This window comes from Pseudoalteromonas sp. T1lg48 (assembly GCF_002964785.1).
In the GTDB taxonomy this organism is placed as follows: domain Bacteria; phylum Pseudomonadota; class Gammaproteobacteria; order Enterobacterales; family Alteromonadaceae; genus Pseudoalteromonas.
The window spans coordinates 789249-813048 of sequence record NZ_PQCC01000018.1 but is presented as its reverse complement, the minus strand read 5'-3'; the positions used below and the strand labels follow the sequence as shown (position 1 = coordinate 813048).

Genomic DNA, 23800 nt, shown 5'->3' with positions numbered 1-23800 from the left:
GCCCTAGGGCGCCTTCCTTGACATCTATGAAAGAATTATTGCTTCTCACCAGTGAGTTCTAATTCTTCTTCTAGCAGCTGCTCTTCGTCATGAGTGCCTTCTGCGCCATGCATCCAGTCTACTAGCTTGTCAGCCATCAACCATAAGCAGATACCAGCGAGGAACGCCATGATGGCCACGCCACCGAAGGTGCTTAATGGGCCTGCATCACCAACTAGCTTACCGATTTCAGCGGCCGCATAGTTACCGATACCCGAGAAGAAGAACCACATACCCATAAGGAGTGAGGTGTACTTCAGTGGTGCTAGCTTAGATACCATAGACAGACCGATAGGCGATAAACAAAGCTCACCCATGGTGTGGAATACATAGGCCATGACCAACCAGATCACATGGGCTTTAGTATTGGCATCATCACCAATTTGCAATGCCGCACCTACCATAGAGATAAAGCCTAGGCCAAGGAAGAACATACCTAGGGCAAATTTGCGCGGTGAATCCGGCTCTCTGTCTCCCATACGTATCCAGAAGCTGGCAAAAATAGGCGCTAGTAAGATGATGAAAATAGGGTTAACCGCTTGCAGCCAGCTCGCCGGCATTTCCCAACCAAAGAATACCAGGTCGGTTTTGTATTTAGCGAATAAGTTCATTGAGCCCGCAGCTTGTTCGAAGCCGGCCCAGAAAATGATGGTGAAGAAGCTCATGATCAAAATAACTTTGATACGGTCACGCTCTTCATTAGTAAGAGGCTTTTTAGCAGCAGCTTGGTTGTCGTCACCGCCTTGCTTCGCTGCAGGCACGGTACCGATATTACCCAGGTACTTGTTAGCTAGAGCCAACTGCAGGATAACACCAAGAAGCATACCCACACCGGCAGTTAAGAAGCCATACTGGTAATCGAATTTTTCACCGATAGAGCCTACTACGAAGTAGCCTAGAATAGAGCCCAGGTTGATACCCATGTAGAAAATGGTAAATGCGCCGTCGCGACGTTTGTCACCTTCAGAATAAAGGTCGCCTACCATGGTGGAGATGTTTGGCTTGAAGAAGCCGTTACCGATAATCAGTAGGCCAAGACCCAGGTACATAAATTCAAGCTCTAAGCCTGGCACCATGGCATGAGGCGTACCCAGGGCAAATTGACCCAGGGCCATGATCACACCACCTGTGATAATGGCTTTACGTTGGCCCGAGACGTTATCTGCAAACCAACCGCCAAGTACTGGCGTTACATATACTAAGAAGGCATAGAAACCCAAGATGCTTAGGGCATTTGAATTCAATGCTTTTTGATATTCTTCGTCGGCGCCTGCTGACATAGGGTCAATGCCGAAGTAGGCCATATCCCAGCCCATGGCGGCAGCGGTAGCAATAGTAGAAAGGTAAAGCACGAAAATACCGCGCATACCGTAGTAGCTCATGCGTTCCCACATTTCTGTGAAGAACAGCAGGAAGAGCCCCTTAGGGTGACCTAGAAAATCACCTGTTTTTGGTGCTGAACTCATTAAAAATACTTCCTAACTAACAAATTTATTATTTTGCAATGTCGAGCATCGCTGCTAATTGTGAGGCCTTATTGTTGTTGCTTTTGCTACTTTAGCCGCCGCACTAAAACACGGCTTTAGTCGGTGTAACCTAGGGTGAAACCTCGGTTGACACCTCCGGGTGAGACCTCAGTAGTCGGCCTGTATCGGCAGGATAAAAGAGCGGCTAACTACCGAGTTTGGTAGAGCGGGCGCCACTTTACCCTAGCGACAAACGCGCCACAGTATACATATCCACTGGCATCAGGGGAAGTCCTACGACTTAACGGTAAATGAACCAGATGCTGTGCGGTGATATTACGGCCTAGCAATAAAGTATTAGCAAATTTGTGCAATATTCTTTACAATTTGCTACCCAATTATTGTTAATTTAGCGTATGATTGCGCCAGCCATACTGATAACCCGCTACTGAGGAACACATGCGTCTTGAAATTTACTGTCAGGACCGAATTGGTATCGCCCAAGAGGTACTAAATATATTGGTTAACTATCAGGTTGATTTAAAAGGCATTGAAGTAGATGCCAAGAATTGCCGCATGTATGTTAGTTTCCCGCCCATAGAGTTTGAACAGTTTCAAAAAATCATGCCTTCCATCCGCCTAATTGACGGCGTCGAGGATGTACGCACCACGGCGTTTTTGCCTTCGGAGCGTGAGCATAATGAACTGAATACCCTCCTAAGTGCACTGCCCGATGGCGTGATCTCCATCGATAACAAGGGCTGGGTGCGCTTATGCAATGCCGCCGCCTGTCGCGATTTGCAAATGACAGAGCAAGAAGCGGTTGGCGCCAACATCAACAACCTGCTCAAAGGCTTTAACTTTACTCGCTGGCTTGAGGGTAAAGAGGTATTGGGACAAACCACCCGAGTGGAAGTTGGCGGAGAAGACTTTATTGCCGACATTCTGCCTATTTCTGTGCCCCAAGGGGATGATCAGGATGCACTAGCCGGTGCCGTGATCAACATTAAATCGCAGAGCCGATTGGGACAGCAGGTCAGTGCATTTCGTCGCTACGGCCAGGAAAGTTTTGCCACCATACATAACTATTCCACGGCGATGCGTCGCACCGTGCGCGAAGCTCGTAAGATGGCGCAGCTGGAAGCCCCTATACTTATCACCGGCGAAACAGGTACCGGCAAAGAGCTATTGGCCCGAGCTTGCCATTATGCGTCAAACCGTTCCATTAAACCCTTTATCGCGCTGTCATGTGCTTCACTTCCCGACGATGTTGCCGAGTCCGAACTCTTTGGTTACGCCGGTTATGAAGACAACGCCGCGCCAAAACGCGGAGTGTTAGAGCAAGCCGATGGCGGCACCGTTTTCCTCGATGAAGTAGGGGAGATGTCATCTCAACTGCAAACCAAGCTGCTGCGTTTTTTGCAGGACGGCACGTTCCGCAAGGTGGGTGATGAAAACGAGGTTAAGGTAAACGTGCGCATTATTGCCGCAACGCAAAAAGATTTGCCGGCCATGGTGCAAGAGGGAACCTTCCGCGAAGACCTTTATTACCGCATCAATGTATTGACCCTAGAAATAGCCCCACTGCGCGATCGCAAGGCCGATATCGGCCCGCTGGCCGAGCATTTTGTGCAAAAATATGCGCAGCAAAACGGTGCCCCGGTTCCCAGCTTAAGCGAAGAAACCATAGAGTATTTGCAGCAATATCCGTGGCCGGGCAACGTGCGCCAGTTGGAAAATGCCATTTATCGCGCCGTGTCTTTGCTCGACGACAGTGAGCTGACCATAGAGCATTTGCAACTGCCGACTTTTACCAATGACCTGGGCTATCTGGAGTCGGACTTTGAAGGCAGCTTAGATCAGGCGGTCAAACGCTTCGAAGCCACCTTGTTGCGTAAGCTTTATCCAGCGTATCCCAGTTCAAGGCAGTTAGCCAAACGCCTGGGGCTCAGTCACACCGCGGTAGCCAATAAGTTGCGCGAATACGGCATAAACCGTAAAACCGTGAAGGTATAGGCAATAATCTAGGCGTTACTGGCAATATCAACTTTATATGGGCACCAAAAGGTGCCCATTTTTATGCGCTAAAAAATGAAGGTAAAAAATTCAACGTATTAGCGCTACTTACTAAAGGGTTAAGCAAGAGGTGAGCTTTAGTTAAAGCGATGATACCATGCTGGTCTTACCTGTATTAAGTGATCCCTAGGAGTACACATTGAACTTATATTTTCGGCTGTTGTGGCTGTTTTTTAAGATTAAGCGCAACAAGGCGCGCCAGTCCTTATTAGAAAGCGTGGATATTGACTTTCGTGCCTGGCCCCTTGATTGCGATATTAATCTGCATTTGACCAATTCCCGTTATTTGGCGCTGATGGATATTGCTCGGACCTGGATGACCGAGCGTTTGGGCCTACTTGGTGCGGTAATGAAACGCCGCTGGTTCCCCATAGTGAACGCCACCGCCATCACCTATATTCGTGATATCAAGCCCTGGCAAACCTTCACCGTGTCCACGCGTTTAGTTGGGTGGGATCATAAGTACTTCTATATCGAACAAAAATTTACATCAGAGAAAGGCCTGCACGCTATTGCCTATGTGCGCGGCGTGTTTCGCAGCCGCAAAGGGGTGGTGGATGTTGAAGAGATTGTGGCACTGAGTGGTTACAGTGGCGAAATGCCAATTTTGCCGCCGGAGATAGTGCATTGGAAAGCCATGTTGGAACAAAAAAAAGCGACTAATCAAGGTTAGTCGCTTTTGCTTTCGCTTACATTAGCAAGTGTGGGCTTGGTTATACCAATTCACTTAAATAGCTAATCATTCTAGCAGGCTAAATATCGTGCTCACTGCGTTGGAATTTTTCTATGTAGAATAACTACATAAGAAAAACTCCGTCTTGTTATCACATCATTTATCCAGCGCTATATCTGTTCACATACTTAACAGAATTGGTATTTAGAAGCTGTAACGTACACCGAACATGGCAACGACAGGGTCGATTTTAATGTCGACGGTGAGGGCTTTAACGCCATTGGCGTACACGCTGGCGTCGCTATCGATATCCATATAGCTGACCATGCCGTGTAGACCCCAGTTTTTGTCCAGCGCGTAGTTAAAACCTACCTGAGCGGCTAGACCCAGCGAGTCATCTAGCTCTACATCTACGTCGTTGGTACCCAATACGGTTTTAAGATCTTGGCCGGCTTCTTCGTCGAAGAAGATGGTGTAGTTAATACCGGCGCCTACGAATGGGCGGAACTTATCGCCAGCCTGACCAAAGTGATACTGACCAAGCAGTGTCGGTGGTAGGTGTTTAACTTCACCGATTGATGCACCTTTAAGTCCGGCACGGCCGTCCACATCGTGGCTAAATGGTGTCGCCGCGATTAACTCTAACACCCAGTTGTCGTTTAATGCGTAGTCGATGGTAATACCTAACTGCGTATCGTCATCAACGTTTAGGCCTAGCGTTGGGTCTTGGTCGAGTTTAGACACTTCGCTGTCCGGATTTACATTAATGGCACCCACATTAATGCTCAGGTTGCTCAAGTTTGCGTGAGCAAGAGAAGAGGTACCAAGTAAAAGACCAACTAAGGCTGCGCTAAGTGTTTTTTTCATCTTCATCTTCCTAGTAGAAATTTCGAATTTGTTGTGCTGATGGCGCCATTATCGGGGCTGGGAGAAAATAAAAACTGTTCTAGATCAAGATTTCGTCCGGGTTTATCCGCCACCTGGGTGGATCTTTGATTTAGATTAAACTTTACGTCGATTGCGAGCGACATAAGGCTGTCATAAAAAGGCGCTGTAATGGTTTTAACGCCATGTAATGGAGCATTTTATGTCGAACGCTGTCCGCCTAGCGGCAAACGCACCTAAACTTGCAGACGAGGTTGTGTACCTGCAACAGCTTATTCGCTTTCCCTCGGTGACTCCCAATGAGGCCGGCGCCATCGCCTGGCTGAGTGAGCAATTAATGCAGCGGGGTTTTAGTTGTGAAACCTTAGCCTGTCAGGGGGTGACCAACTTGATAGCCAAATACGAATTCGGCCCAGGTGCGGCTTTCGCGTTTTGCGGCCATATCGATGTGGTGCCCGCTGCCGCCGAACGTTGGCGTTGCGACCCTTTTGCCGGCGAGATTATTGATGGCGAAATCTATGGTCGTGGAGCAGCCGATATGAAAGGTGGAGTTGCGGCCATGCTGGCGGCCACCGACCGCCTGTTGGCAACTAAGCCGACCCAGGGGCTGTTTTATTGGCTGATCACCTCGGATGAAGAGGGAGAGGCCGAATACGGCAGTGCCGAAATAGCCAAACATTTGGCAGCTCAGGGTGTGCGTTTAGATGCCTGCTTAGTCGGTGAGCCCACCGCCGATCTATATGCCGGTGATACCATCAAAAATGGCCGTCGTGGCGCCTTGTCGGCGCGTATTAGCGTGAAGGGCCGCGCTGGACATGTTGCCTACCCGGAACACACGGTAAACGCCGCCCATATCGGCGCCCAGTTGGCGGTCGCGCTGCAAAAAATTGACTGGCAGAAGGACATCGAAGGCTCGAAAACCACTCTCCAGGTGACCGGCCTGCATGTGCCTAACAGCCTGGATAACCTGGTTCCGGCCCAGTGCCAGTTGACTTTCAATGTACGCTACAGCCATGGTTATCGCAGCAATGATGTGCAGGCGATGGTTGATCAGGTCTTAGCGCCTTGGCTTAACGAGATAGAGATCAGCTGGGAGCGTCCTTGTGAGCCCTATTACACCGCCGGCGGTGGGGACATTGACCTTATCGCGGTACTGGAGAGCGCCATATATGTCTGTACCCATAGCTACCCTAAGCTCAGTACCAGCGGCGGCACCTCGGACGGCCGCTTTTTTGCTAATGAGCATACCCAGGTGGTGGAGTGTGGCGTGCGCAACCACACCATTCACCAGGATAATGAACGGGTTGCAGTGGCGGATCTGAATACTATTACCGATATTTATGCCCAGACGCTGAAGCAGATTTTTGTTCGCGCTTAGATAGTTGCTGAATTTGATAAATGAAAAAGCCGGTGCAGACACCGGCTTTTTTGTGGTTGGGGGAATGCTATGTATTACTGCGCCTTAGTACGGGCGATCAGGGTGTCATTGGTTAGATAACGCTGTGCCTTTTTCTCTTTTAGTTTGGCCATATCGACCAAGACCAGGCCATCGATACAGTTATTAAAGTCGGGATCGACACTAAAGCTTAAAAAGGAGACCCCATCCTCTTGGCAAAGTTCAGTGTATTGCTTGAATAGGGTGGGTACTTGGGCGCCCATATTGGCGAGGATATGCTTTAATTCGGTAAAGTCTGCTTTGACATCGTCGCCACAGAACACGCTGTGCGCCTGAGCCAGGCTATCGTCATGGTGTTTAAACTCATGCTTTGGCGTGGCCAGTTGCTGCTTTTGTCCATAGTAGTGCTGATAATGATACACCAGCAACTCCTTGGCATTTTCCGGTAGGGCATTAGAGAGACTGACAGCACCGAATAAGTAGCGATACTTGGGGTAGCGGCTCACGAAAGCGCCGATGCCAAACCATAAATAGTCCAGGCTCTTTCGACCCCAGTATTTGGGCTGTACAAAGCTGCGTCCTAATTCGATGCCTTGCTGGAAATACTCCTCCATGCCCGGCTCATAATAAAACAGGCTGTCCGTGTACAGGCCCTGGCGTCCTTGCTTGGCGATGATTTCGTCCGCGCAGGCCAGTCTGTAAGCGCCTACTAACTCCAGCTGCTTTGGATCCCAGAGCAAGAGGTGATGATAGTCCATATCATATTTGTCTATATCGCGGCGTTTACCACTGCCTTCGCCCACGGCACGAAAGGCGATTTCCCGCAGGCGGCCAAGCTCGCGAAACAGCGCCGAGCTGCCTTGATACTGATACAGGTAAATATGCATGCCGTCCTGGGTTTCACCTAAACGCTCGCACTCGTTAAGGGCCGATACCAAGGCTTTGCGGCACTCGGCATGGGCGATGGGGGTTTGGGTTTTCAGCAGCTCCGGCTTCTTCGTGCCGAGGCGATAAAGCTGCTTGCGAATAAGGCGGCTGATCTCTTTATCATTGAGGTTATCAAGCAGGTAGGACTTGGGCACGATGGCGGCGCCAATTTCAAATTCCAGCGACTTTTGTCTTTGCTTAAACATCTCTTTAACCAACAAGAGGCTGGCGAGCGGCTTGTAGATCATCGAGGTGCCGTAAAACAGCGGACTGTTTTTGGCCTTAACCAAAATCGGCAGTATGGGAGCGCTGGCTTTTTTGGCGATGCGCAAAAAGCCGTGGTTCCAGGTGCAGTCTTTAACGCCGGTTGGACGCAGGCGCGACACCTCCCCGGCGGGGAAAATCAGCAGTGCCCCTTCATCTTTAAGGTGTTGATGAATGGCGCCTAACTCTTTTTTGCGGCTGTTGCCGGACATATTGTCCACCGGCAATAATAAAGAGTGCATGGGCGTGACGCTCATAAGCAAACGGTTGGCAACCACCTTGATATCCGGGCGGACTCGCGCCAACACGCTGATCAATGCCAGGGCATCAAGCGAGCCGATAGGGTGGTTTGCGACGATCACCAGTCGTCCTTCACTGGGAATATTGTCCAGCTGCGCCGAGTTAAAGCGGGCACTGAAATCAAGCTCTTCTAAAACTTGCTCGATAAACTCCAGGCCTTGTAAGTGTGGGTAATTATCACCAAAAGCAACAAACTCTTGCTCATGTAACAGATAACCCAGGCCTTTTTTAACCAGCCCTTTGACCTTGGGAGAGTTTGCTAAACTCGGTAGGTTATCTTCTACGACCTTATCAATGCTGATCATATTGTGCCCTTTGGCAGCGAAATAATAGCTAGATTAAAAATCGACCATGACACTAAGGTGTAAAATTGGTGACAGTTTTAAGACTACTCATGTGATAGTCAAAAATGGTAGAAGGAATAAATTACAAAGGGTTTCAGAGCCTAGTGATCCAAGAAGCAAGCTATGTGATACTGCTCTTTTTATTGTTCGGGAGCACGTTATGGGCTTATTGATAGCCATACCTAATCGTAATACAGAGCGTTTAGAGGCGCAGTTGGTGGCGCAACTGGGTGCCGACAAGGTGCAGGTGTGGCCCGATATCCGAGATGCTGACAGCATAGACATGGTATTAGGTTGGCAGGTTCCGGAGCAACTATGGTCGCAGTTACCGAATGTGCGTGCGGTGATGTCCTTTGGCGCCGGAGTCGATGGCCTGAATTTGGCGGCGATCCCCGGCCAATTGCCGGTCAGTCGAATTGTCGACCCGGAACTGGCAACCGATATGGCCGAGTATGTGTTAACCCAGGTGTTATTGCATAAAACCAATATGCCCCGCTATATGCGCCAACAAGCGCAGCAAGAGTGGCGACCCAAGCGGGTTCATAGCCATAACAAGGTGGGTTTACTTGGGTTTGGTCAATTAGGGCAAGCCATCGCCCGGCGCCTGAGCGATAACGGCTTTACGGTGATGGCCTATTCCAACAGCGCAAAAGCCAACGCCGGTGACGTACAGCATTTTCATGGTGATCAGGGACTGGATACCCTGTTGGCACAAAGCGACTATTTGGTGTGTATTCTACCCTTAACCCAGCACACACAGGGGATCATCAATGCCGAGTTGTTGGCCAAATTGCCCGAACATGCGGTGGTGATTAATGTAGGGCGGGGTGCTCATATGGTGGAAGAGGATTTACTCGCGGCGTTACAAGAGCAGCGCATAGCGGGTGCATCTCTTGATGTATTTAATCAAGAGCCGCTGCCCCCCACACACCCATTGTGGCAGGCGCCTAACCTGATCATCACCCCACATTGTAGTGCTCTAAGCAGGATAGATACTGTGGTTAATCAGGTTGTCGCCAATTATCAGCGACTGCAACAGGGCGAGCCTTTGCTCCATTGCATAGACAGGCAGAGGCAATACTAAATTACTACTGGCTAAGTAAACAGCTTGTTAATTTTTGGCCGCTTGCTTATAGTGTCTGCCGTTACATACTTGGTGTAAAAAAAAGAATAATAACCTTAGCCGCCTACAGGCTGAGTCAAGTGGGAAGCGTCATGAAACACAATCAAGGTGGAGCTAAGTTTAGCTATGTGCTGATCTGGGTTGCTTTTCTGGGATTAGCGGCCTGGTTTAATCAAGCTAACGCCATGCCTCTGTAAGGCAGCAGTACTACCATTCCAATGCATAAAAACGCCGAGCCGAGCTCGGCTTTTTTTTGTCTTAATTAGAGGCTTAGCGCTTGGCGTGCAGCTCTCTGTTTTCCAGTTTTTTCTGCGCACTTTTCTTTAATAACGCATAAGTCGAGCCAAGTCCGCCGTGACACTTTAAGGCACTATGGAAAGCCAGAACGCAATCGAGTTGTTGTAACCAATGGTTAACATAACTTTTCAAAAGGCCTTTATGGGGCTGGCTTTTTTCGCCGATACCATGACGGATCAGTAACACGCGGATGTTACGCTCGTGGCAATCTGTGATGGTTTCGTACATGGTCTTGCGTGCCTGAACCAGGGTTTGCCCATGTAAGTCCAGGGTCGCATCCACGTCATATTTACCGAGTCGTAGGTTTTTAAAGACGCCTTCTTGCACACCGGATTTTTTAAAGGCTAAAAAATCATGGGGGTCGAGTAATTCGACGTGTTCACTTGCTAATAGGTTGTCATCGAGTTGGATTGCTTGCTCCGCAGCTCGGCGTTTTTCTTGCTGAGCAAGCGTAGGCTGTGATGAGCGTTTGAAGTGACTGACGGTGTCGGGTTTTGCCATCGGTGTGACGTCACCCATAAATTCAGCAAACAAGTCGCTGTCGTGTGCTTGAGATGAAGAACTCATAATCGCCTCGCCAGATGTAGTACTGCTAGGCTTTATGTTAGCTTATTTTTTTACGGCTGTACCACAGCATTTTTAAGCTGTGGTACCGAGTGCGTCATTTTTATGCAGGCTGATTGCCGCTGCTTTAGTACATACGGCCAACGCGGCTGGTGTACACCTTAAATAAATAAAAGGTATTAATTAACACTAGGGTTATGTTGGTTAGGCCGTTTGGCGTAACCAGTTGTTGAGCATGAACAAAAAACAACAAACCAATGGCAATGCTGGCGGCGATACGCAACAGGGTGCCATGACTGATAAAGAACGCGCCAATGGCCAGTGCTCCAAGTATGATTTGAATTCCAAGGTTGACGTCCAACGTGCTCGACTCCAAAGTGTAATAAGGCTAAAAAAGGAGCGCTATTATGCGAGTCAATATAAGCGTAAACAAACTAAAAAAAATATCATTTTCGGATAAGTTTTATTAATCTGAAAAATAATTCACTCGCAGTGAAAATAAACCCAGGTTTAAATGTGATAGTAAGGGGGGCAATCCCTACCTTGAAACTAGTTAAAACCTGTGAAATGGCGACTTTCTATGAGTAAAAGGCCTTAAATCAGTTGTTAAGGAGGCATTCAGCGTAATTTACAGTACCAGGGAAATTGATAACGATGCAGGATGAACGTTAAATCGGGTACTGTTCCATCTTATTTTATGACCATCAAAGGGGCGATCCTAAAGCAGAGTAGATGAAATAAACATAAGTTTGCTTAATGTTTATTAAGGTTATTAAGCGCTCCGTCAGCAGCCCCTGGCTAGAGTCTCGGTCAAGCCATTTACTGAGTATGATAACAAGTCGCTCGGTGAGCCTTCGCGGATGCTTGGCCTAACCGCCGCATGCCACTATAATGATGGCGGTTTTTAGTGTAGCGTGGTCATGTAAGTTAGTTCTTAGAATGCCCCATTCAGTAGGATAAGTTAGGAAGTTTCAATGGATGATATAGCAATTTTAATCGTGGATGATGTTGGCACGGTACGGAGTTTTTTAAACCAGACCTTGATGCACTTAGGGATAGACGATGTCGACGAAGCGGCGAATGCGGCGCAGTGTATGTCGGCCTGTGCGCAAAAAAATTACCAGATTGTGTTTTTGGATATTGAATTGCCTGATGGCGACGGTAAGGCGATGATCGCCGAGATCAACGCCGTGTTGCCCGACGCTAAAGTGGTGATGGTCAGCGCCCATTCAACCATAGATAATGTAAAGGATGCCATAGACAAGGGAGCTAAAGGCTTTGTGGTGAAACCCTTTTCACCAAAGAAGATTGCGGCAATGCTGAAAAAGTTTTATCCCTCTATCGAATTCGCATAAACGTACAGCAACAACAAAATTCAGACATAAAAAAAACCGGCCTAGGCCGGTTTTTTGCTAGATTAAGAACTAAATTATAGCGCTTTGATCTTAGCAGCAAGACGGCTCTTATGGCGAGCTGCCTTGTTTTTGTGGATTAGACCCTTAGTTGCGTAACGATCTAAAATTGGTGTAGCTACTGCGAAAGCCGCTTGTGCAGCTTCTTTGTCACCGGCTTGGATGGCAGCAATTACTTTTTTAGTGTATGTACGCATCATTGAACGACGGCTTGCGTTGTGCTGACGGCGTTTTTCGCTGGTTACAGCGCGTTTCTTTGCAGACTTGATGTTAGCCAAGGTTTGCTCCTAACAATCTTAAATAAAGCTTATATTTAAAGGCCGTGGACTATGCCCGTTTTTTTTAAATTTGTCAATCAAATTTACTCACGTGGCACAGCCAACTGCAGGAGTAACGAATCGCCAATGCCTACCGGGAGACACATATATAAGGTGCTTTAGCGGGTTAGCACACCTTATACCCAATAAAATTTGGTCGGTTGTTGCAGTTAATGGCCTGTGACCGCGGCGGATTATAGCAAAGCAAATGAGCGGCGACCAGCGCTGTATTCGCTCGGCTTTTATTGGCATAATGCCGCAATTAATGTCGGCCCAAGAGAGGATGTGTGGCTAACAGCTTATTTCGTTCAGGTATGATTGTCAGCGCCATGACAATGATTTCGCGGGTGTTAGGATTAGTACGCGATGCGGTGGTTGCCAACCTGCTGGGGGCCAATGCCAGTGCCGACGTGTTTTTATTCGCCAATCGTATTCCCAATTTTTTACGTCGATTATTTGCCGAAGGCGCCTTTGCTCAGGCCTTTGTGCCGGTATTAAGCGAGATTAAAGAGCAACAGGGTGATGACGCGGTACGGCTTTTTGTTGCCCGCGCCGCCGGTACCTTGGGCACTATTTTAATTATCGTCACCTTACTTGGGGTTATAGGCTCACCCATTATTGCGGCGCTGTTTGGCGCGGGCTGGTTTGTTGATTGGTACCAAGGTGGTGCCGATGGGGAAAAGTTCCTTCTGGCCGCAAGTTTGCTAAAGTGGACCTTCCCCTATTTATTCTTCGTTTCCTTGGTGGCTCTCAGTGGCGCCATTCTTAATGTTTATAATCGCTTTGCGGTGGCGGCCTTTACCCCGGTGCTGCTCAATGTGGCCATTATCGGCTGCGCTATTTTCCTGCACCAGCATTTTGAAGTTGGTGCCTATGCGCTGGCCATTGGCGTGTTTGTCGGCGGCGTGGTGCAGTTGGCGTTTCAAATTCCCTTCTTGTATCGCGCCAAAATGTTGGTCAGGCCTCGCTGGGGCTGGCAGGATGAAGGGGTAAAGAAGGTTCGCACCCTAATGATCCCGGCGCTGTTTGGGGTGTCGGTATCGCAAATAAACCTGTTTCTAGATACAGTGATCGCATCTTTCCTGGTGACCGGCTCCATTGCTTGGCTTTACTATGCCGATCGCTTAATTGAATTTCCTCTTGGGCTGTTCGGTATCGGTATTGCTACCGTAATTTTGCCGACCCTGTCGAAATTGCACGCCGGTGATAAGGGCTCAGACTTTCAGGTCACCCTAGATTGGGGCGTGCGCTTTGTAATTTTCCTCGGGTTACCGGCCATGGTCGGACTGATGCTGATCAGCCCGTTGATCATTACCGTGTTATTCGATCACGGTGCCTTTGCCAGCGCCGGTGAAGACCATGTAAAAGCGGTGGCTTTGGGTGTTGCCGCCTATGCGGTAGGTTTGGTCAGCTTTATGTTAATTAAGGTGCTGGCGCCTGGCTTTTATGCTCGTCAGGATACCCGTACTCCGGTGCGCATAGGTATAATTGCCATGGCTCTGAATATGGTTTTTAACCTTATGCTGGCACCCTTTATCGGTTATTTGGGGTTGGCCTTGGCCACGGCGCTGTCGGCTACCTGCAATGCCTTGTTGCTTTATCGTCAGTTGGCCAAGGATGGGGTGTATCACTTTTCCCGCTTCAGTGTGGCATTTAGCGCCAAGTGCGTAACGGCCAGTGCGGGAATGGGTATTTTGGTTTACCTCGTGCAGGCCCAGTTTGCTTGGCAGCACTGGCCGTTGTTTGAGCAAGTTATGTTGTTGGCTGGCTTGATCGGAGCGGCCGCAATCACTTACTTTGGCATGCTTTTTATTTTCGGAGTACGCCCAAGTACGATAAAAAATGTGGCAACTACTGAATCGCATTAAAAAAAAGATTATAATCGAGCACTTTCGTCAGCAGTAGTGCGCAAAGACAAGGCATTTGAGCGATGGAGCTTATACGCGGAATCCACAATATACGCGACCAACATCATGGCTGTGTACTCACCATAGGTAACTTCGATGGGGTGCACCTGGGTCATGTTGAGGTGATCAAGGGGCTATTAGGTGACGCCAAGGCGTTTAACCTACCTAGTACCGTGATGATCTTTGAGCCGCAGCCACAGGAGTTCTTTTGTAAAGAGCAGGCGCCGGCGCGGTTAACTCGTTTACGCGATAAGCTAGCCTTACTCGCCAGGCTTGGCGTCGAGCGGGTTATCTGTGTCAGCTTTAACCGCAAGTTTGCTAATCTAGCCGCCGCCGACTTTGTGCAGCAGGTGCTGATCGATAAGCTGGGCGTTAAGGCCTTGACCGTTGGCGATGATTTTCGTTTTGGTCGTGGCAGAGAAGGTGATTTTTCTTTGCTACAAGAGTTAGGTAAGGGCGCCGGCATGGCGGTCAAAAGCACAGAAAGCTTTAAGAAAGCCAATGCCCGAGTGAGCAGCACCGCTATTCGTACCGCTTTAAAAGCGGGGGATTTGCAACTGGCTAAAACCATGCTGGGTCATGACTATGCCATCAGTGGCCGAGTGATCCATGGCTGGAAGAAGGGCCGTGAGTTGGGTTTCCCAACCGCAAATGTGGCACTTAAACGCCAGGTATGCCCTCTTAGTGGCGTATTTGCGGTGCAAGCGGTAATCGCCGGACGCACTTACAACGGGGTAGCGAATGTGGGCAATAAACCTACATTTAATGGTACCCGGGCGCTGTTGGAAGTACACTTGTTCGACTTTGACCAGTCGATATATGGACAATTTATAGAAGTGAAGCTCAAACATAAGCTTCGCGACGAACAAAAATTTAATGGCTTCGATGAGCTGGTGCAGCAAATTAAGCACGACGCCATCGCGGCAAAGCAGTTTTTTACTTTAGCGACCACCGCTGAGCGCAGCGGCAGTCTGTAGCCGATACGGAAAGTAGGATTAATGAGCGACTATAAACACACCTTAAACTTACCGGAAACCGAGTTTCCAATGCGTGGCAACCTGGCCCAACGCGAACCGCAAATGTTAAAGCAATGGTACGAGCAAGACTTGTACGGACAAATTCGCGCCGCAAAAAAAGGTAAGAAGTCTTTCATCTTGCATGATGGACCTCCTTATGCCAATGGCAACATTCACCTAGGTCACTCAGTAAACAAAATCCTAAAAGACGTGATTATCAAATCGAAAACCCTGTCGGATTTCGATGCCCCTTATGTTCCGGGCTGGGACTGCCACGGTCTGCCAATCGAGTTGATGGTAGAGAAAAAGGTAGGCAAGCCGGGTCACAAGGTAACGGCCGCAGAATTTAGACAAAAATGTCGCGACTACGCAGCCAAGCAAGTGGAAGGCCAAAAAGCCGACTTTAAACGCCTGGGCGTATTCGGTGAGTGGGACAATCCTTATCTGACCATGAACTTCGATTTTGAAGCCAATGCCATCCGTACCTTAGGTCGTATTATCGACAAGGGCCACCTGCATAAGGGTGCTAAGCCGGTTCACTGGTGTACGGATTGTGGTTCGGCACTGGCCGAAGCCGAGGTTGAATACCAGGACAAGCAGTCGCCAGCCATCGATGTGAAATTTGTGTTCGCCGACGAACAGGCCGTTGAAGCGGCATTTGCTTTGAGCGCAGAGCACAAGGGGACGGGCAGCATCGCCACAGCGATTTGGACCACAACGCCTTGGACCTTGCCTGCCAACCGTGCCGTGGCCGTGCATGCCAACTTAGAATATGCGTTAGTTCAAGTTGAAGACGAAGGTCAGCAGCAGCGTTTAGTGCTTGGCTCTGAACTGGTTAAAGATTGTATGGACCGTTTTGGCTTTAAGCATTTCCACACGCTTGGTTATGCCAAAGGTTCTGCCCTTGAAAACCTGCAAGCAGCGCACCCATTCTTAGAATTCAATGTACCGGTTATTCTTGGCGACCACGTTACTACGGACTCGGGTACAGGTATCGTTCATACCGCGCCGGGCCATGGTCAAGAAGACTATGCGGCAGGTCTTGCCTATGGCCTTGAAGTGGCTAACCCGGTTGGTGCTAACGGTGTGTACCTTCCGGATACACCTATTTTCGCCGGTCAGCACGTATTTAAAGCGAATCCGAATGTAATTGAACTGCTGCAAGAAAAAGGTGCCTTGTTGCATCACCATGCGCTGCAGCACAGCTACCCACATTGTTGGCGCCATAAAACGCCTATTATCTTCCGTGCTACGCCGCAGTGGTTTATTGCCATGGATAAAGCGGGCTTGCGCCAGGATTCACTGGCTGAAATCAAGAAGACAGAGTGGTTGCCAAGCTGGGGTGAAAGCCGTATCGAAAACATGGTTGAAGGTCGCCCGGACTGGTGTATCTCGCGTCAGCGTACCTGGGGTGTGCCGATTGCCTTATTTGTTGATAAAGACACGGGTGATTTACACCCGAATACCAGCGAACTAATCGAAAAAGCGGCGCAATTGGTAGAGAAAGGCGGCATTCAGGCATGGTATGACCTTGAGCCGGAAACTCTGCTGGGGGCGGATGCCGAGCGTTACGTAAAAGTCCAGGATACTCTGGACGTATGGTTCGACTCGGGTGTTACGCATGCCTGTGTACTCGATGCCCGCGACGAGCTGAGCTCACCGGCCGATTTATACCTTGAGGGTTCGGATCAGCACCGTGGTTGGTTTATGTCATCGTTGATGACCAGTGTTGCCATTCATGGCCGCGCGCCATACCGCCAGGTGATGACCCATGGCTTCACCGTGGATGAAAACGGCCGTAAGATGTCTAAGTCTTTGGGTAACGTTATTTCACCACAAGACGTGATGAATAAAATGGGCGCCGATATTCTGCGTTTATGGGTGGCGTCGACCGACTTTACCGCAGAGATGACGGTATCGGATGAGATCTTCAAACGTGCTGCGGATCGTTACCGTCGTATCCGTAATACCAGCCGTTACCTGTTGGCTAACCTAAATGGCTTTAACCCAAGCACCGACCTGGTTGAAGTAGCAGACATGGTTGAGCTGGATCGTTGGATCGTTTCTCGCGCGGCGCAGCTTCAAGAAGAAATTGTTAAGGCCTATGACGAGTATCAATTGCTTGTGGTTACGCAAAAGCTAATGAACTTCTGTACCGGCGAGCTGGGTTCTTTCTACCTGGACGTAATTAAAGACCGTCAGTACACAGCCAAGACTGACTCGCACGCCCGTCGTTCATGTCAAAGCGCCCTGTACCATATTGCCGAAGCCATGACTCGTTGGATGGCGCCAATTTTGAGCTTCACCGCTCAAGAAATCTGGCAGGTACTGCCGGGTGAGCGCAGCGAGTTTGTATTCACAGGAACCTGGTACGAAGGTTTAACATCGATTGCCGGCAAGTTCTCAGATGAACAATGGCAAACCGTGTTGAACGTCCGTGATGCGGTTAACCGCGTCCTGGAAAATGCGCGTAAGGAAGACATTATCGGTGCTACCCTGCAAGCAGAGGTAACTTTGTATGCCAATGATGAGCTTAAAACGACACTGGATGCCTTGTCTGATGAGCTGCGTTTTGTGCTGCTGACCTCAAAAGTATCCGTGCTTGCCCACGGCGATAAGCCGGCCGACGTTGCAGAGTCTGAACTGACAGGCTTGGCCGTATTCGTGGCTGCCACGAATGCACAAAAATGTGAGCGTTGTTGGCACTATTGTGATGATGTGGGTAGCGTTGAAGCGCACCCTGAGCTGTGTGGCCGCTGTGTTACCAACGTTGATGGCGATGGCGAAACGCGTCAATTTGCTTAATCTAAGTTGTAGGAGTGAATGTGTCAGCTAAGCGAAATGGATTAATTTGGTTGGTACTCACGGTGGTGCTTTTGGTGGCCGATTGGGCCACCAAAACCCTAGTGATTAATACCATGACTGTAGGGCAGAGTATTGATATTCTGCCTGTTTTCAATATTACTTATGTGCATAATCCAGGAGCCGCATTTAGCTTTTTAAGCGATGCCGGTGGCTGGCAACGTTGGTTTTTAAGCGCTATTGCAGTGGCGATTTCGGTGTTGCTTATTTGGTGGCTTAAACGCCTACCCGCCTCGAATAAATTGCTAGGCTGTGCCTATGCCTTAGTATTGGCCGGTGCCTTGGGTAATCTTTATGATCGTATGGTCTATGGCTATGTGATTGACTTTATTCATGTGTACTATCAGAACTGGCATTATCCCAAGTTTAATATCGCCGATTGCGCCATCTGTATTGGTGCCGCGCTATTGTTAATTGATGCCTTTAAATCAAGCAGTAAAAAGGAGTCGGTCAATGAGTGAAGCGATTATCGGTGCTAACTCTGAAGTACTTTTTCACTTTTCGATTAAGTTATCGGACGGCTCGGCCGCCGATTCTACCAAGGTCCACAACAAGCCTGCTAAACTGGTAATGGGTGATGGCAGCCTGACGGAAAACTTTGAGAAGTGTTTACTTGGCCTGCGCGCCGGCGAGGAAAAAAGCTTTGAGCTAGAGCCAGAAGATGCCTTTGGCCATCCTAACCCGGACAATATTTATCACGTTGAACGCAGTAAGTTCAGTGCCGAAGCGCCGGCCCAAGTGGGGGCGATTATCGCCTTTACCCAGCCTGATGGCACAGAACTGCCTGGTGTGGTGCGTGAAGTGCAGGGCGAATCGGTGACAATTGATTTCAACCATCCTTTAGCGGGTCAAAAGCTTACGTTTGAGGTGGAAATCTTGGAGGTCAGCAACTGATGAAAATCATGTTAGCCAACCCACGCGGATTTTGTGCCGGGGTTGACCGGGCGATCAGCATAGTCGAGCGTGCCTTGGATATTTTCGAGGCGCCCATCTATGTTCGTCATGAAGTGGTTCACAATAAATACGTGGTTAATGGACTTAAAGACCGTGGCGCCGTGTTTGTTGAAGAGCTGGATCAGGTACCCGATGACAGTATCGTGATTTTCAGTGCTCACGGGGTGTCGCAAGCGGTGCGCCAGGAAGCCAAACGTCGTGATTTGAAGGTGTTCGATGCCACCTGTCCCTTGGTTACTAAGGTACATATGGAAGTAACCCGTGCTTCACGCCGTGGCACCGAATGTATTTTGATCGGTCACCAGGGTCACCCCGAGGTGGAAGGCACCATGGGTCAATACGACAACCCAGAGGGTGGCATCTACCTGGTGGAAACCCCAGAGGACGTGGCCAAGCTTCAGGTTAAAGACCCCAGCAAGCTGTTTTACTGCAGCCAAACCACCTTGTCGGTGGACGATACCGCCGATGTGATAGACGCATTGCGTGAGCGCTTCCCGGATATCGATGGCCCGCGTAAGGACGATATCTGCTACGCCACACAAAACCGTCAGGATGCGGTACGCGATTTGGCCGATAAGGTTGATGTACTCTTGGTCGTAGGGGCTAAGAACAGCTCCAACTCCAACCGCTTGCGTGAACTTGCCAGTAAGATGGGCACGGCAGCCTATTTGATCGACGATGCCAGCTCCATTGATGCTAACTGGTTACAAGGTGTTGATAGCGTCGGTGTGACCGCAGGCGCGTCGGCTCCCGAAGTGTTGGTGCAGGAGGTTATAAACCACCTTAAGGCGCTAGGCGGAGAGCAGGTGGTGGAAAACCCGGGACGTGAAGAAGATATTGTATTTGCCGTTCCCGCAGAGCTTAGATAATCAGGTGGGGTGATTAATGAGCCAGTCGTTATCAGCCCAGTCTAACTCCTATTCTTTACTGACCACCTTGTGTCAAACGCGCGGCATTCTTAGTGCTCTGATCGTGGCACAGGTGCTGGCGCTGATCATCAGCTTGAGCGAGTACCAACCGGATAACTTCTGGTTGGTGCTTGGCCAAAGCAGTTTGCTCATTCAATTTATTACCTCCATTAGCATTGCCGCGCTTTATATTTTGAGTCGAGTTAAACCCGACCTAAACAATTCGGTGCAAGCGCTTGCGGTGGTTGCTGCGCTGGTGCTGAGCACCCTGGCTATCACCTTGTATATCAGCTATCTCGAACTGCTCGGCGCCCAGCTTTCCCATTGGTTTGTATTTAAAAGCAGTGCCATTAGCCTGCTGGTAGCGGCTTTGTTTGTGCAGTTTATGGCTATTTACAATGAGCATGCCAAGGCCCATTCGGCCTATGCGCGAGCCCAGCTTGATGCGTTACAAGCCCGTATTCGTCCGCACTTTTTATTCAATAGCCTGAATACCCTTGCCGAGTTGGCCCACGAAGACAGTGATGCCGCGGAGGAGTCGGCACTGGCGTTGGCGTCTTTATCTCGGGCGGCGATGCAGGTCGGTCAGCAAAGTACTTTGGCGCAAGAGATTGCGCTGGCTAAGCGTTATATAGCACTTGAGCAGTGGCGCTTTGGTGAGCGGCTCAAGGTGAATTGGCATCTGCCTGGTAGCATGCCCGAGGTGGTTTTACCTTGCCTAACGCTGCAGCCGCTGTTGGAAAACGCCGTGGTTCACGGTATTGAGAGCAGCGATAAAGGCGGGGTGATCGATGTTGAGGTACATATTACTAAACAAAGTGCTACTGTTATTGTTAGCAATAGCCTGAGTGCGCAGTCAACGCCGACAACGCGCGCGCACAACGGCATAGCCCTGGATAATATTCAAAAGCGCCTTAGTATCATTTATGCCGGTCAGGCCAGCATGCGAGCTCGTCGACTGGCTGACAGCTATCGCGTTAAATTGGTGGTGCCTACAGTGGAGTCAATACAGTGCAAGTTTTGATCGTCGATGATGAGCCTATGGCGCAAAAGCGTCTTAATCGTCTTTTGGCCGATCACCAACATATCGATGTGATCGGTTATGCCGACAATGGCCATGAGGCTGTTGAGTTAGCGGCGCAATTGCAGCCCGATGTGATCTTTATTGATGTTGAAATGCCGGGGCAAAATGGCTTAAGTGCAGCGCAAGAAATTAACGCGCAGGCTATTCCTCCGGCCATCGTTTTTGTCACCGCGCACCCACAACATGCCCTTGATGCCTTTAAGGTGATGCCTGCAGCGTATCTTTTAAAACCCCTGGAGCGTCAAGAGCTTGACACAGTGGTGAATAAATTGAGTCAGCTAAATAAGGCGCAGGTAAGGGGGCAGCAACAGCAGAGCATTAGCTATAAGGTAGGGAACCAGACTAAAAAGCTAAACCTGTCTGACATTCTTTATTGCTGTAGCGATGGAAAGTACACACAAGCCATCTGCAGTGATAAGCAGGTGTTACTCGATACCAGCCTGAAAGAGCTGGAACAGCAGTACCCGCGAGTGTTTTTGCGTATTCACCGCAATACCTTGGTAAACAAGGCGCAGCTTCAGTCCGTGGTGCAGCAGGACAAGCAATATCAGGTACGTTTAAAGTCGAGCCCAGAGCTATTGAGTGTCAGTCGTCGCGAAGTTTCACGGGTGAAAGAAGCGTTAGCCGACTAACCTATCGTTAACCACGTTTCTCCCCTTGCATTGTTATCTGCTACTCAAGCTTGCATAAAGTGATGTAACTTCTTTAGCTCGTAACTTATATGAGCACAGCTTGAAGCTGATTTTTAAGGAAAAAAATCTTAGTTTTTTGTAGCGCTTCCTAAACCATTTACTGAGCTCGACCGCTTATTCCTCTAAATATACCGTTTATTCCTTCTTACGTTGAGCCTGGTGCTTGAGTTACTAAACTGTTAAGAATTACTGCAACTCCATGGATCATTATGCGTAATCAACAAGGTTTTACCCTCCTCGAAACGCTTATTGCGTTTATTGTTTTAGTGTTCGGCCTCCTAGGTGCCATCGCCTTACAGGCAAAGGCGAAGCAGGCCACCTATGACGCTATGCAGCGCGCGGCAGCGCTGGGCGTTGCCAATGATGTGATTGAGCGTATGAAAGCCAATACCGAAGGGGCATTGGCGGGTAGCTACAACGGCAATATTGCCAGTAGTGATACGCAGGACGGCGGATATGTCAGCTGTATAAACAGTGGCTGTAGCGCCGCGCAAATCGCCAGTTTCGATATTGAGCATTGGCGTAAGTCGATTCGTGCAACCGATAACACGGGTTCACTGTCCGACGCCATGATTTGCATTACCACCAATGGTGGCGCCGATAACCTGGCCATTAATGTGGTCATTTCTTGGGATTCACGTCAAGAGTTGACCAGTAATGCAGGTGCAGGGGCGGTTAAAGCGGATTGCGGTACCAATGATGACCGCCGCCGTGTTTTAGCACTTAATTCATTTCTATTTGTGTAGGGAGCGACAATGGATATAACGCACAACAGGTTTAATCGAATAGCCGGTTACACCCTATTAGAGCTAATGATCGCCATGGTCGTTGGCTTATTTCTGCTTGGTGGTGTGATGTTTACCTACCTGAGTATGAAGGTAACGACCTCAGATACGGTAGAAATGGGTGAGCTGCAAGAAACGGGGCGTATTGCCTTGGATATTTTAGGCAAGGACTTGGCTATGGCCGGCTTCTTTGGTCGTTTAAATCTAGACTCTCTGACTACCGCAGATACCTCAGACTTAGATGCTCTGGGAACGGATTGCGCTGGCGGGGCTAATAACGGGAGCTTTCCTTCGGCCGCAGCGGTAACAAACTTTCGGGTGCTATACGGGGAGGAAGCGCAATCGGCAAACGCGTTAGGCTGTATTAATGATGCGAAGGCTGGCAGTGATGTTATTCAAATTAAGCGGGCTTTGGGTACAGAAGTGTCGGGGCAGGCATTGGATGCTAATCAGTACTATGTTCAAACTACCTTGGCCGATGCCCGTTTTATCGAAGGCGATGGTAATGTTATTCCATTTGAGCTTGGTAAAGGGGTGTGGCCTTACGAGCATGTCGTGTATTACATCAGTGAACAGAGTTATACCTCTGGTGGTAAAAATATTACTGTGCCTGTGCTTATGCGTAAGCGCTTAACGACAGATGCGGATGGTGCTGGAAATGGCGGTATGCGTTCAGAGTCGGTTTTGGAAGGAGTAGAAAATATTCGCTTCCTATATGGCATAGACCAAAATGGTAACGGTAACGTAGATTTCTACCGTGACGCGAGCCAAATGACTCCCACAGACTGGCAACAATCGGGCCCAAGGAGTATTAAAACTGTACAGGTGTCTGTATTAGTGCGCGCCACCGAAGAAGACAATAATATCCAATTAACGAATCAAACCTATGTGTTGGGTGGTGATAATGCTGCTACGCAACGACGGTTAACCTATACCGATAACTATCGTCGTATGGTGTTCGTTTCAACCTTTAAACTTAACAATGCCGGGAGTAACCAATGGTTAATAGCAATTTAGGACGTACTCACCAGCAGGGCGTAGTGCTAATCGCGGCTCTTGTTATGGTGCTAGTCGTGAGTGGAGTAGCCGTAACCCTTATGAGCAGTAGTAGTGTGGATATGAAGGTGATCAACGCCGCTCAGGACTATGACGAGGCCTTAACTCAGGCATACGCCGATAGTAGCCGAGCTATTTATGAGGAGATTAAGGTTAATGGTGCTACTAACTTTACTAAACCCAATTTAGCGCCATTTCCAACCGATGGCAGTAAGCCCGATGATGAGGTGGTGACGCTAACGGCCACGGGAGCTAAGGCATCTTTGTCTTTATTGAAAGCACCTGGTCTGCCTAGCGCAACCAACTGCTCGCGCAAGCGGTCGGCTCATAGTACTGATTCAGAGGTCAAGTGCAGTCGAGACTTACGGGTCGTCAGTGCGGTGAATTATGGCAAAAATAATCGTCATTTGGTTAGTGTTATTGCCGGTATAGAGCAAGAGTCTCTGTAGGGCG

General features: G+C 49.2%; 22 protein-coding genes. 16 read left to right on the top strand and 6 right to left on the bottom strand.

The features are described from left to right. Positions 1-35: 35 nt before the first annotated feature. On the bottom strand, positions 36-1505 hold the full coding sequence (locus tag C2M29_RS12940; protein WP_105190158.1) for a peptide MFS transporter: 1470 nt from the start codon (positions 1503-1505) through the stop codon (positions 36-38). A 459-nt stretch (positions 1506-1964) separates the two neighbouring features. Between C2M29_RS12940 and tyrR the strand changes: the two genes are divergently transcribed. Both tyrR and C2M29_RS12930 read left to right on the top strand, forming a co-directional pair. Further along, complete coding sequence (gene tyrR / locus C2M29_RS12935) at positions 1965-3521, top strand: transcriptional regulator TyrR (protein WP_105190157.1); 1557 nt, start codon at positions 1965-1967, stop codon at positions 3519-3521. Between the two features lie 199 nt (positions 3522-3720). Next, a complete protein-coding gene (locus C2M29_RS12930) occupies positions 3721-4254 on the top strand; it encodes a thioesterase family protein (protein ID WP_105190156.1) in 534 nt (177 codons plus the stop codon). Positions 4255-4458: 204 nt separating this feature from the next. Here C2M29_RS12930 and C2M29_RS12925 read toward each other — a convergent pair whose 3' ends face one another. Next, positions 4459-5121 (bottom strand): OmpW/AlkL family protein, encoded by a 663-nt coding sequence (locus C2M29_RS12925; protein WP_105190155.1) that lies wholly within the window; start codon positions 5119-5121, stop codon positions 4459-4461. A 220-nt stretch (positions 5122-5341) separates the two neighbouring features. Between C2M29_RS12925 and dapE the strand changes: the two genes are divergently transcribed. Then, entirely contained in the window at positions 5342-6517 is a 1176-nt protein-coding gene (gene dapE, locus C2M29_RS12920; protein WP_105190268.1) for a succinyl-diaminopimelate desuccinylase, read from the top strand. 74 nt (positions 6518-6591) lie between these two features. On the opposite strand, the gene C2M29_RS12915 is transcribed toward dapE, so the two are convergent. Then, positions 6592-8331, bottom strand: a complete 1740-nt coding sequence (locus C2M29_RS12915; RefSeq protein ID WP_105190154.1) for a GNAT family N-acyltransferase — start codon at positions 8329-8331, stop codon at positions 6592-6594. Between the two features lie 199 nt (positions 8332-8530). On the opposite strand from C2M29_RS12915, the gene C2M29_RS12910 reads away from it, so the two are divergent. Next, positions 8531-9454, top strand: a complete 924-nt coding sequence (locus tag C2M29_RS12910; RefSeq protein WP_105190153.1) for a 2-hydroxyacid dehydrogenase — start codon at positions 8531-8533, stop codon at positions 9452-9454. A gap of 309 nt (positions 9455-9763) precedes the next feature. On the opposite strand, the gene smrA is transcribed toward C2M29_RS12910, so the two are convergent. Both smrA and C2M29_RS12900 read right to left on the bottom strand, forming a co-directional pair. Further along, positions 9764-10357 (bottom strand): DNA endonuclease SmrA, encoded by a 594-nt coding sequence (gene smrA / locus C2M29_RS12905; protein ID WP_105190152.1) that lies wholly within the window; start codon positions 10355-10357, stop codon positions 9764-9766. A gap of 124 nt (positions 10358-10481) precedes the next feature. Then, entirely contained in the window at positions 10482-10715 is a 234-nt protein-coding gene (locus C2M29_RS12900; protein WP_105190151.1) for a hypothetical protein, read from the bottom strand. 613 nt (positions 10716-11328) lie between these two features. Between C2M29_RS12900 and C2M29_RS12895 the strand changes: the two genes are divergently transcribed. Continuing rightward, positions 11329-11709: a response regulator gene (locus tag C2M29_RS12895; RefSeq protein ID WP_105190150.1), complete on the top strand. Its 381-nt coding sequence runs from the start codon at positions 11329-11331 to the stop codon at positions 11707-11709. 74 nt (positions 11710-11783) lie between these two features. On the opposite strand, the gene rpsT is transcribed toward C2M29_RS12895, so the two are convergent. Then, on the bottom strand, positions 11784-12044 hold the full coding sequence (gene rpsT, locus C2M29_RS12890) for a 30S ribosomal protein S20 (RefSeq protein ID WP_105190149.1): 261 nt from the start codon (positions 12042-12044) through the stop codon (positions 11784-11786). 326 nt (positions 12045-12370) lie between these two features. Between rpsT and murJ the strand changes: the two genes are divergently transcribed. The 11 genes from murJ (at position 12371) to C2M29_RS12835 (ending at position 23796) form a co-directional block, all read left to right on the top strand. Next, positions 12371-13951: a murein biosynthesis integral membrane protein MurJ gene (murJ, locus tag C2M29_RS12885; RefSeq protein ID WP_105190148.1), complete on the top strand. Its 1581-nt coding sequence runs from the start codon at positions 12371-12373 to the stop codon at positions 13949-13951. A 62-nt stretch (positions 13952-14013) separates the two neighbouring features. Then, positions 14014-14967, top strand: a complete 954-nt coding sequence (ribF, locus tag C2M29_RS12880; RefSeq protein ID WP_105190147.1) for a bifunctional riboflavin kinase/FAD synthetase — start codon at positions 14014-14016, stop codon at positions 14965-14967. A 21-nt stretch (positions 14968-14988) separates the two neighbouring features. Continuing rightward, positions 14989-17811: an isoleucine--tRNA ligase gene (ileS, locus tag C2M29_RS12875; protein WP_105190146.1), complete on the top strand. Its 2823-nt coding sequence runs from the start codon at positions 14989-14991 to the stop codon at positions 17809-17811. Between the two features lie 20 nt (positions 17812-17831). Continuing rightward, positions 17832-18329, top strand: a complete 498-nt coding sequence (gene lspA, locus C2M29_RS12870) for a signal peptidase II (protein ID WP_442792557.1) — start codon at positions 17832-17834, stop codon at positions 18327-18329. After that, complete coding sequence (fkpB, locus tag C2M29_RS12865) at positions 18322-18762, top strand: FKBP-type peptidyl-prolyl cis-trans isomerase (protein ID WP_105190144.1); 441 nt, start codon at positions 18322-18324, stop codon at positions 18760-18762. The genes lspA and fkpB overlap by 8 nt, the downstream gene beginning before the upstream one ends. After that, positions 18762-19691: a 4-hydroxy-3-methylbut-2-enyl diphosphate reductase gene (gene ispH, locus C2M29_RS12860; RefSeq protein ID WP_105190143.1), complete on the top strand. Its 930-nt coding sequence runs from the start codon at positions 18762-18764 to the stop codon at positions 19689-19691. The genes fkpB and ispH overlap by 1 nt, the downstream gene beginning before the upstream one ends. Before the next feature lie 16 nt (positions 19692-19707). Further along, entirely contained in the window at positions 19708-20754 is a 1047-nt protein-coding gene (locus tag C2M29_RS16750) for a sensor histidine kinase (protein WP_233998425.1), read from the top strand. Then, a complete protein-coding gene (locus C2M29_RS12850; protein ID WP_105190142.1) occupies positions 20742-21446 on the top strand; it encodes a LytR/AlgR family response regulator transcription factor in 705 nt (234 codons plus the stop codon). Before C2M29_RS16750 ends, C2M29_RS12850 begins: the two co-directional genes overlap by 13 nt. A 269-nt stretch (positions 21447-21715) precedes the next feature. Continuing rightward, positions 21716-22252, top strand: coding sequence for a type IV pilus modification protein PilV (gene pilV, locus C2M29_RS12845; RefSeq protein ID WP_105190141.1), 537 nt, complete (start codon positions 21716-21718; stop codon positions 22250-22252). Between the two features lie 9 nt (positions 22253-22261). Continuing rightward, positions 22262-23308: a PilW family protein gene (locus C2M29_RS12840; RefSeq protein WP_105190140.1), complete on the top strand. Its 1047-nt coding sequence runs from the start codon at positions 22262-22264 to the stop codon at positions 23306-23308. Continuing rightward, positions 23290-23796, top strand: coding sequence for a pilus assembly PilX family protein (locus C2M29_RS12835; protein WP_325050602.1), 507 nt, complete (start codon positions 23290-23292; stop codon positions 23794-23796). The genes C2M29_RS12840 and C2M29_RS12835 overlap by 19 nt, the downstream gene beginning before the upstream one ends. The last annotated feature ends 4 nt before the right edge of the window (positions 23797-23800 follow it).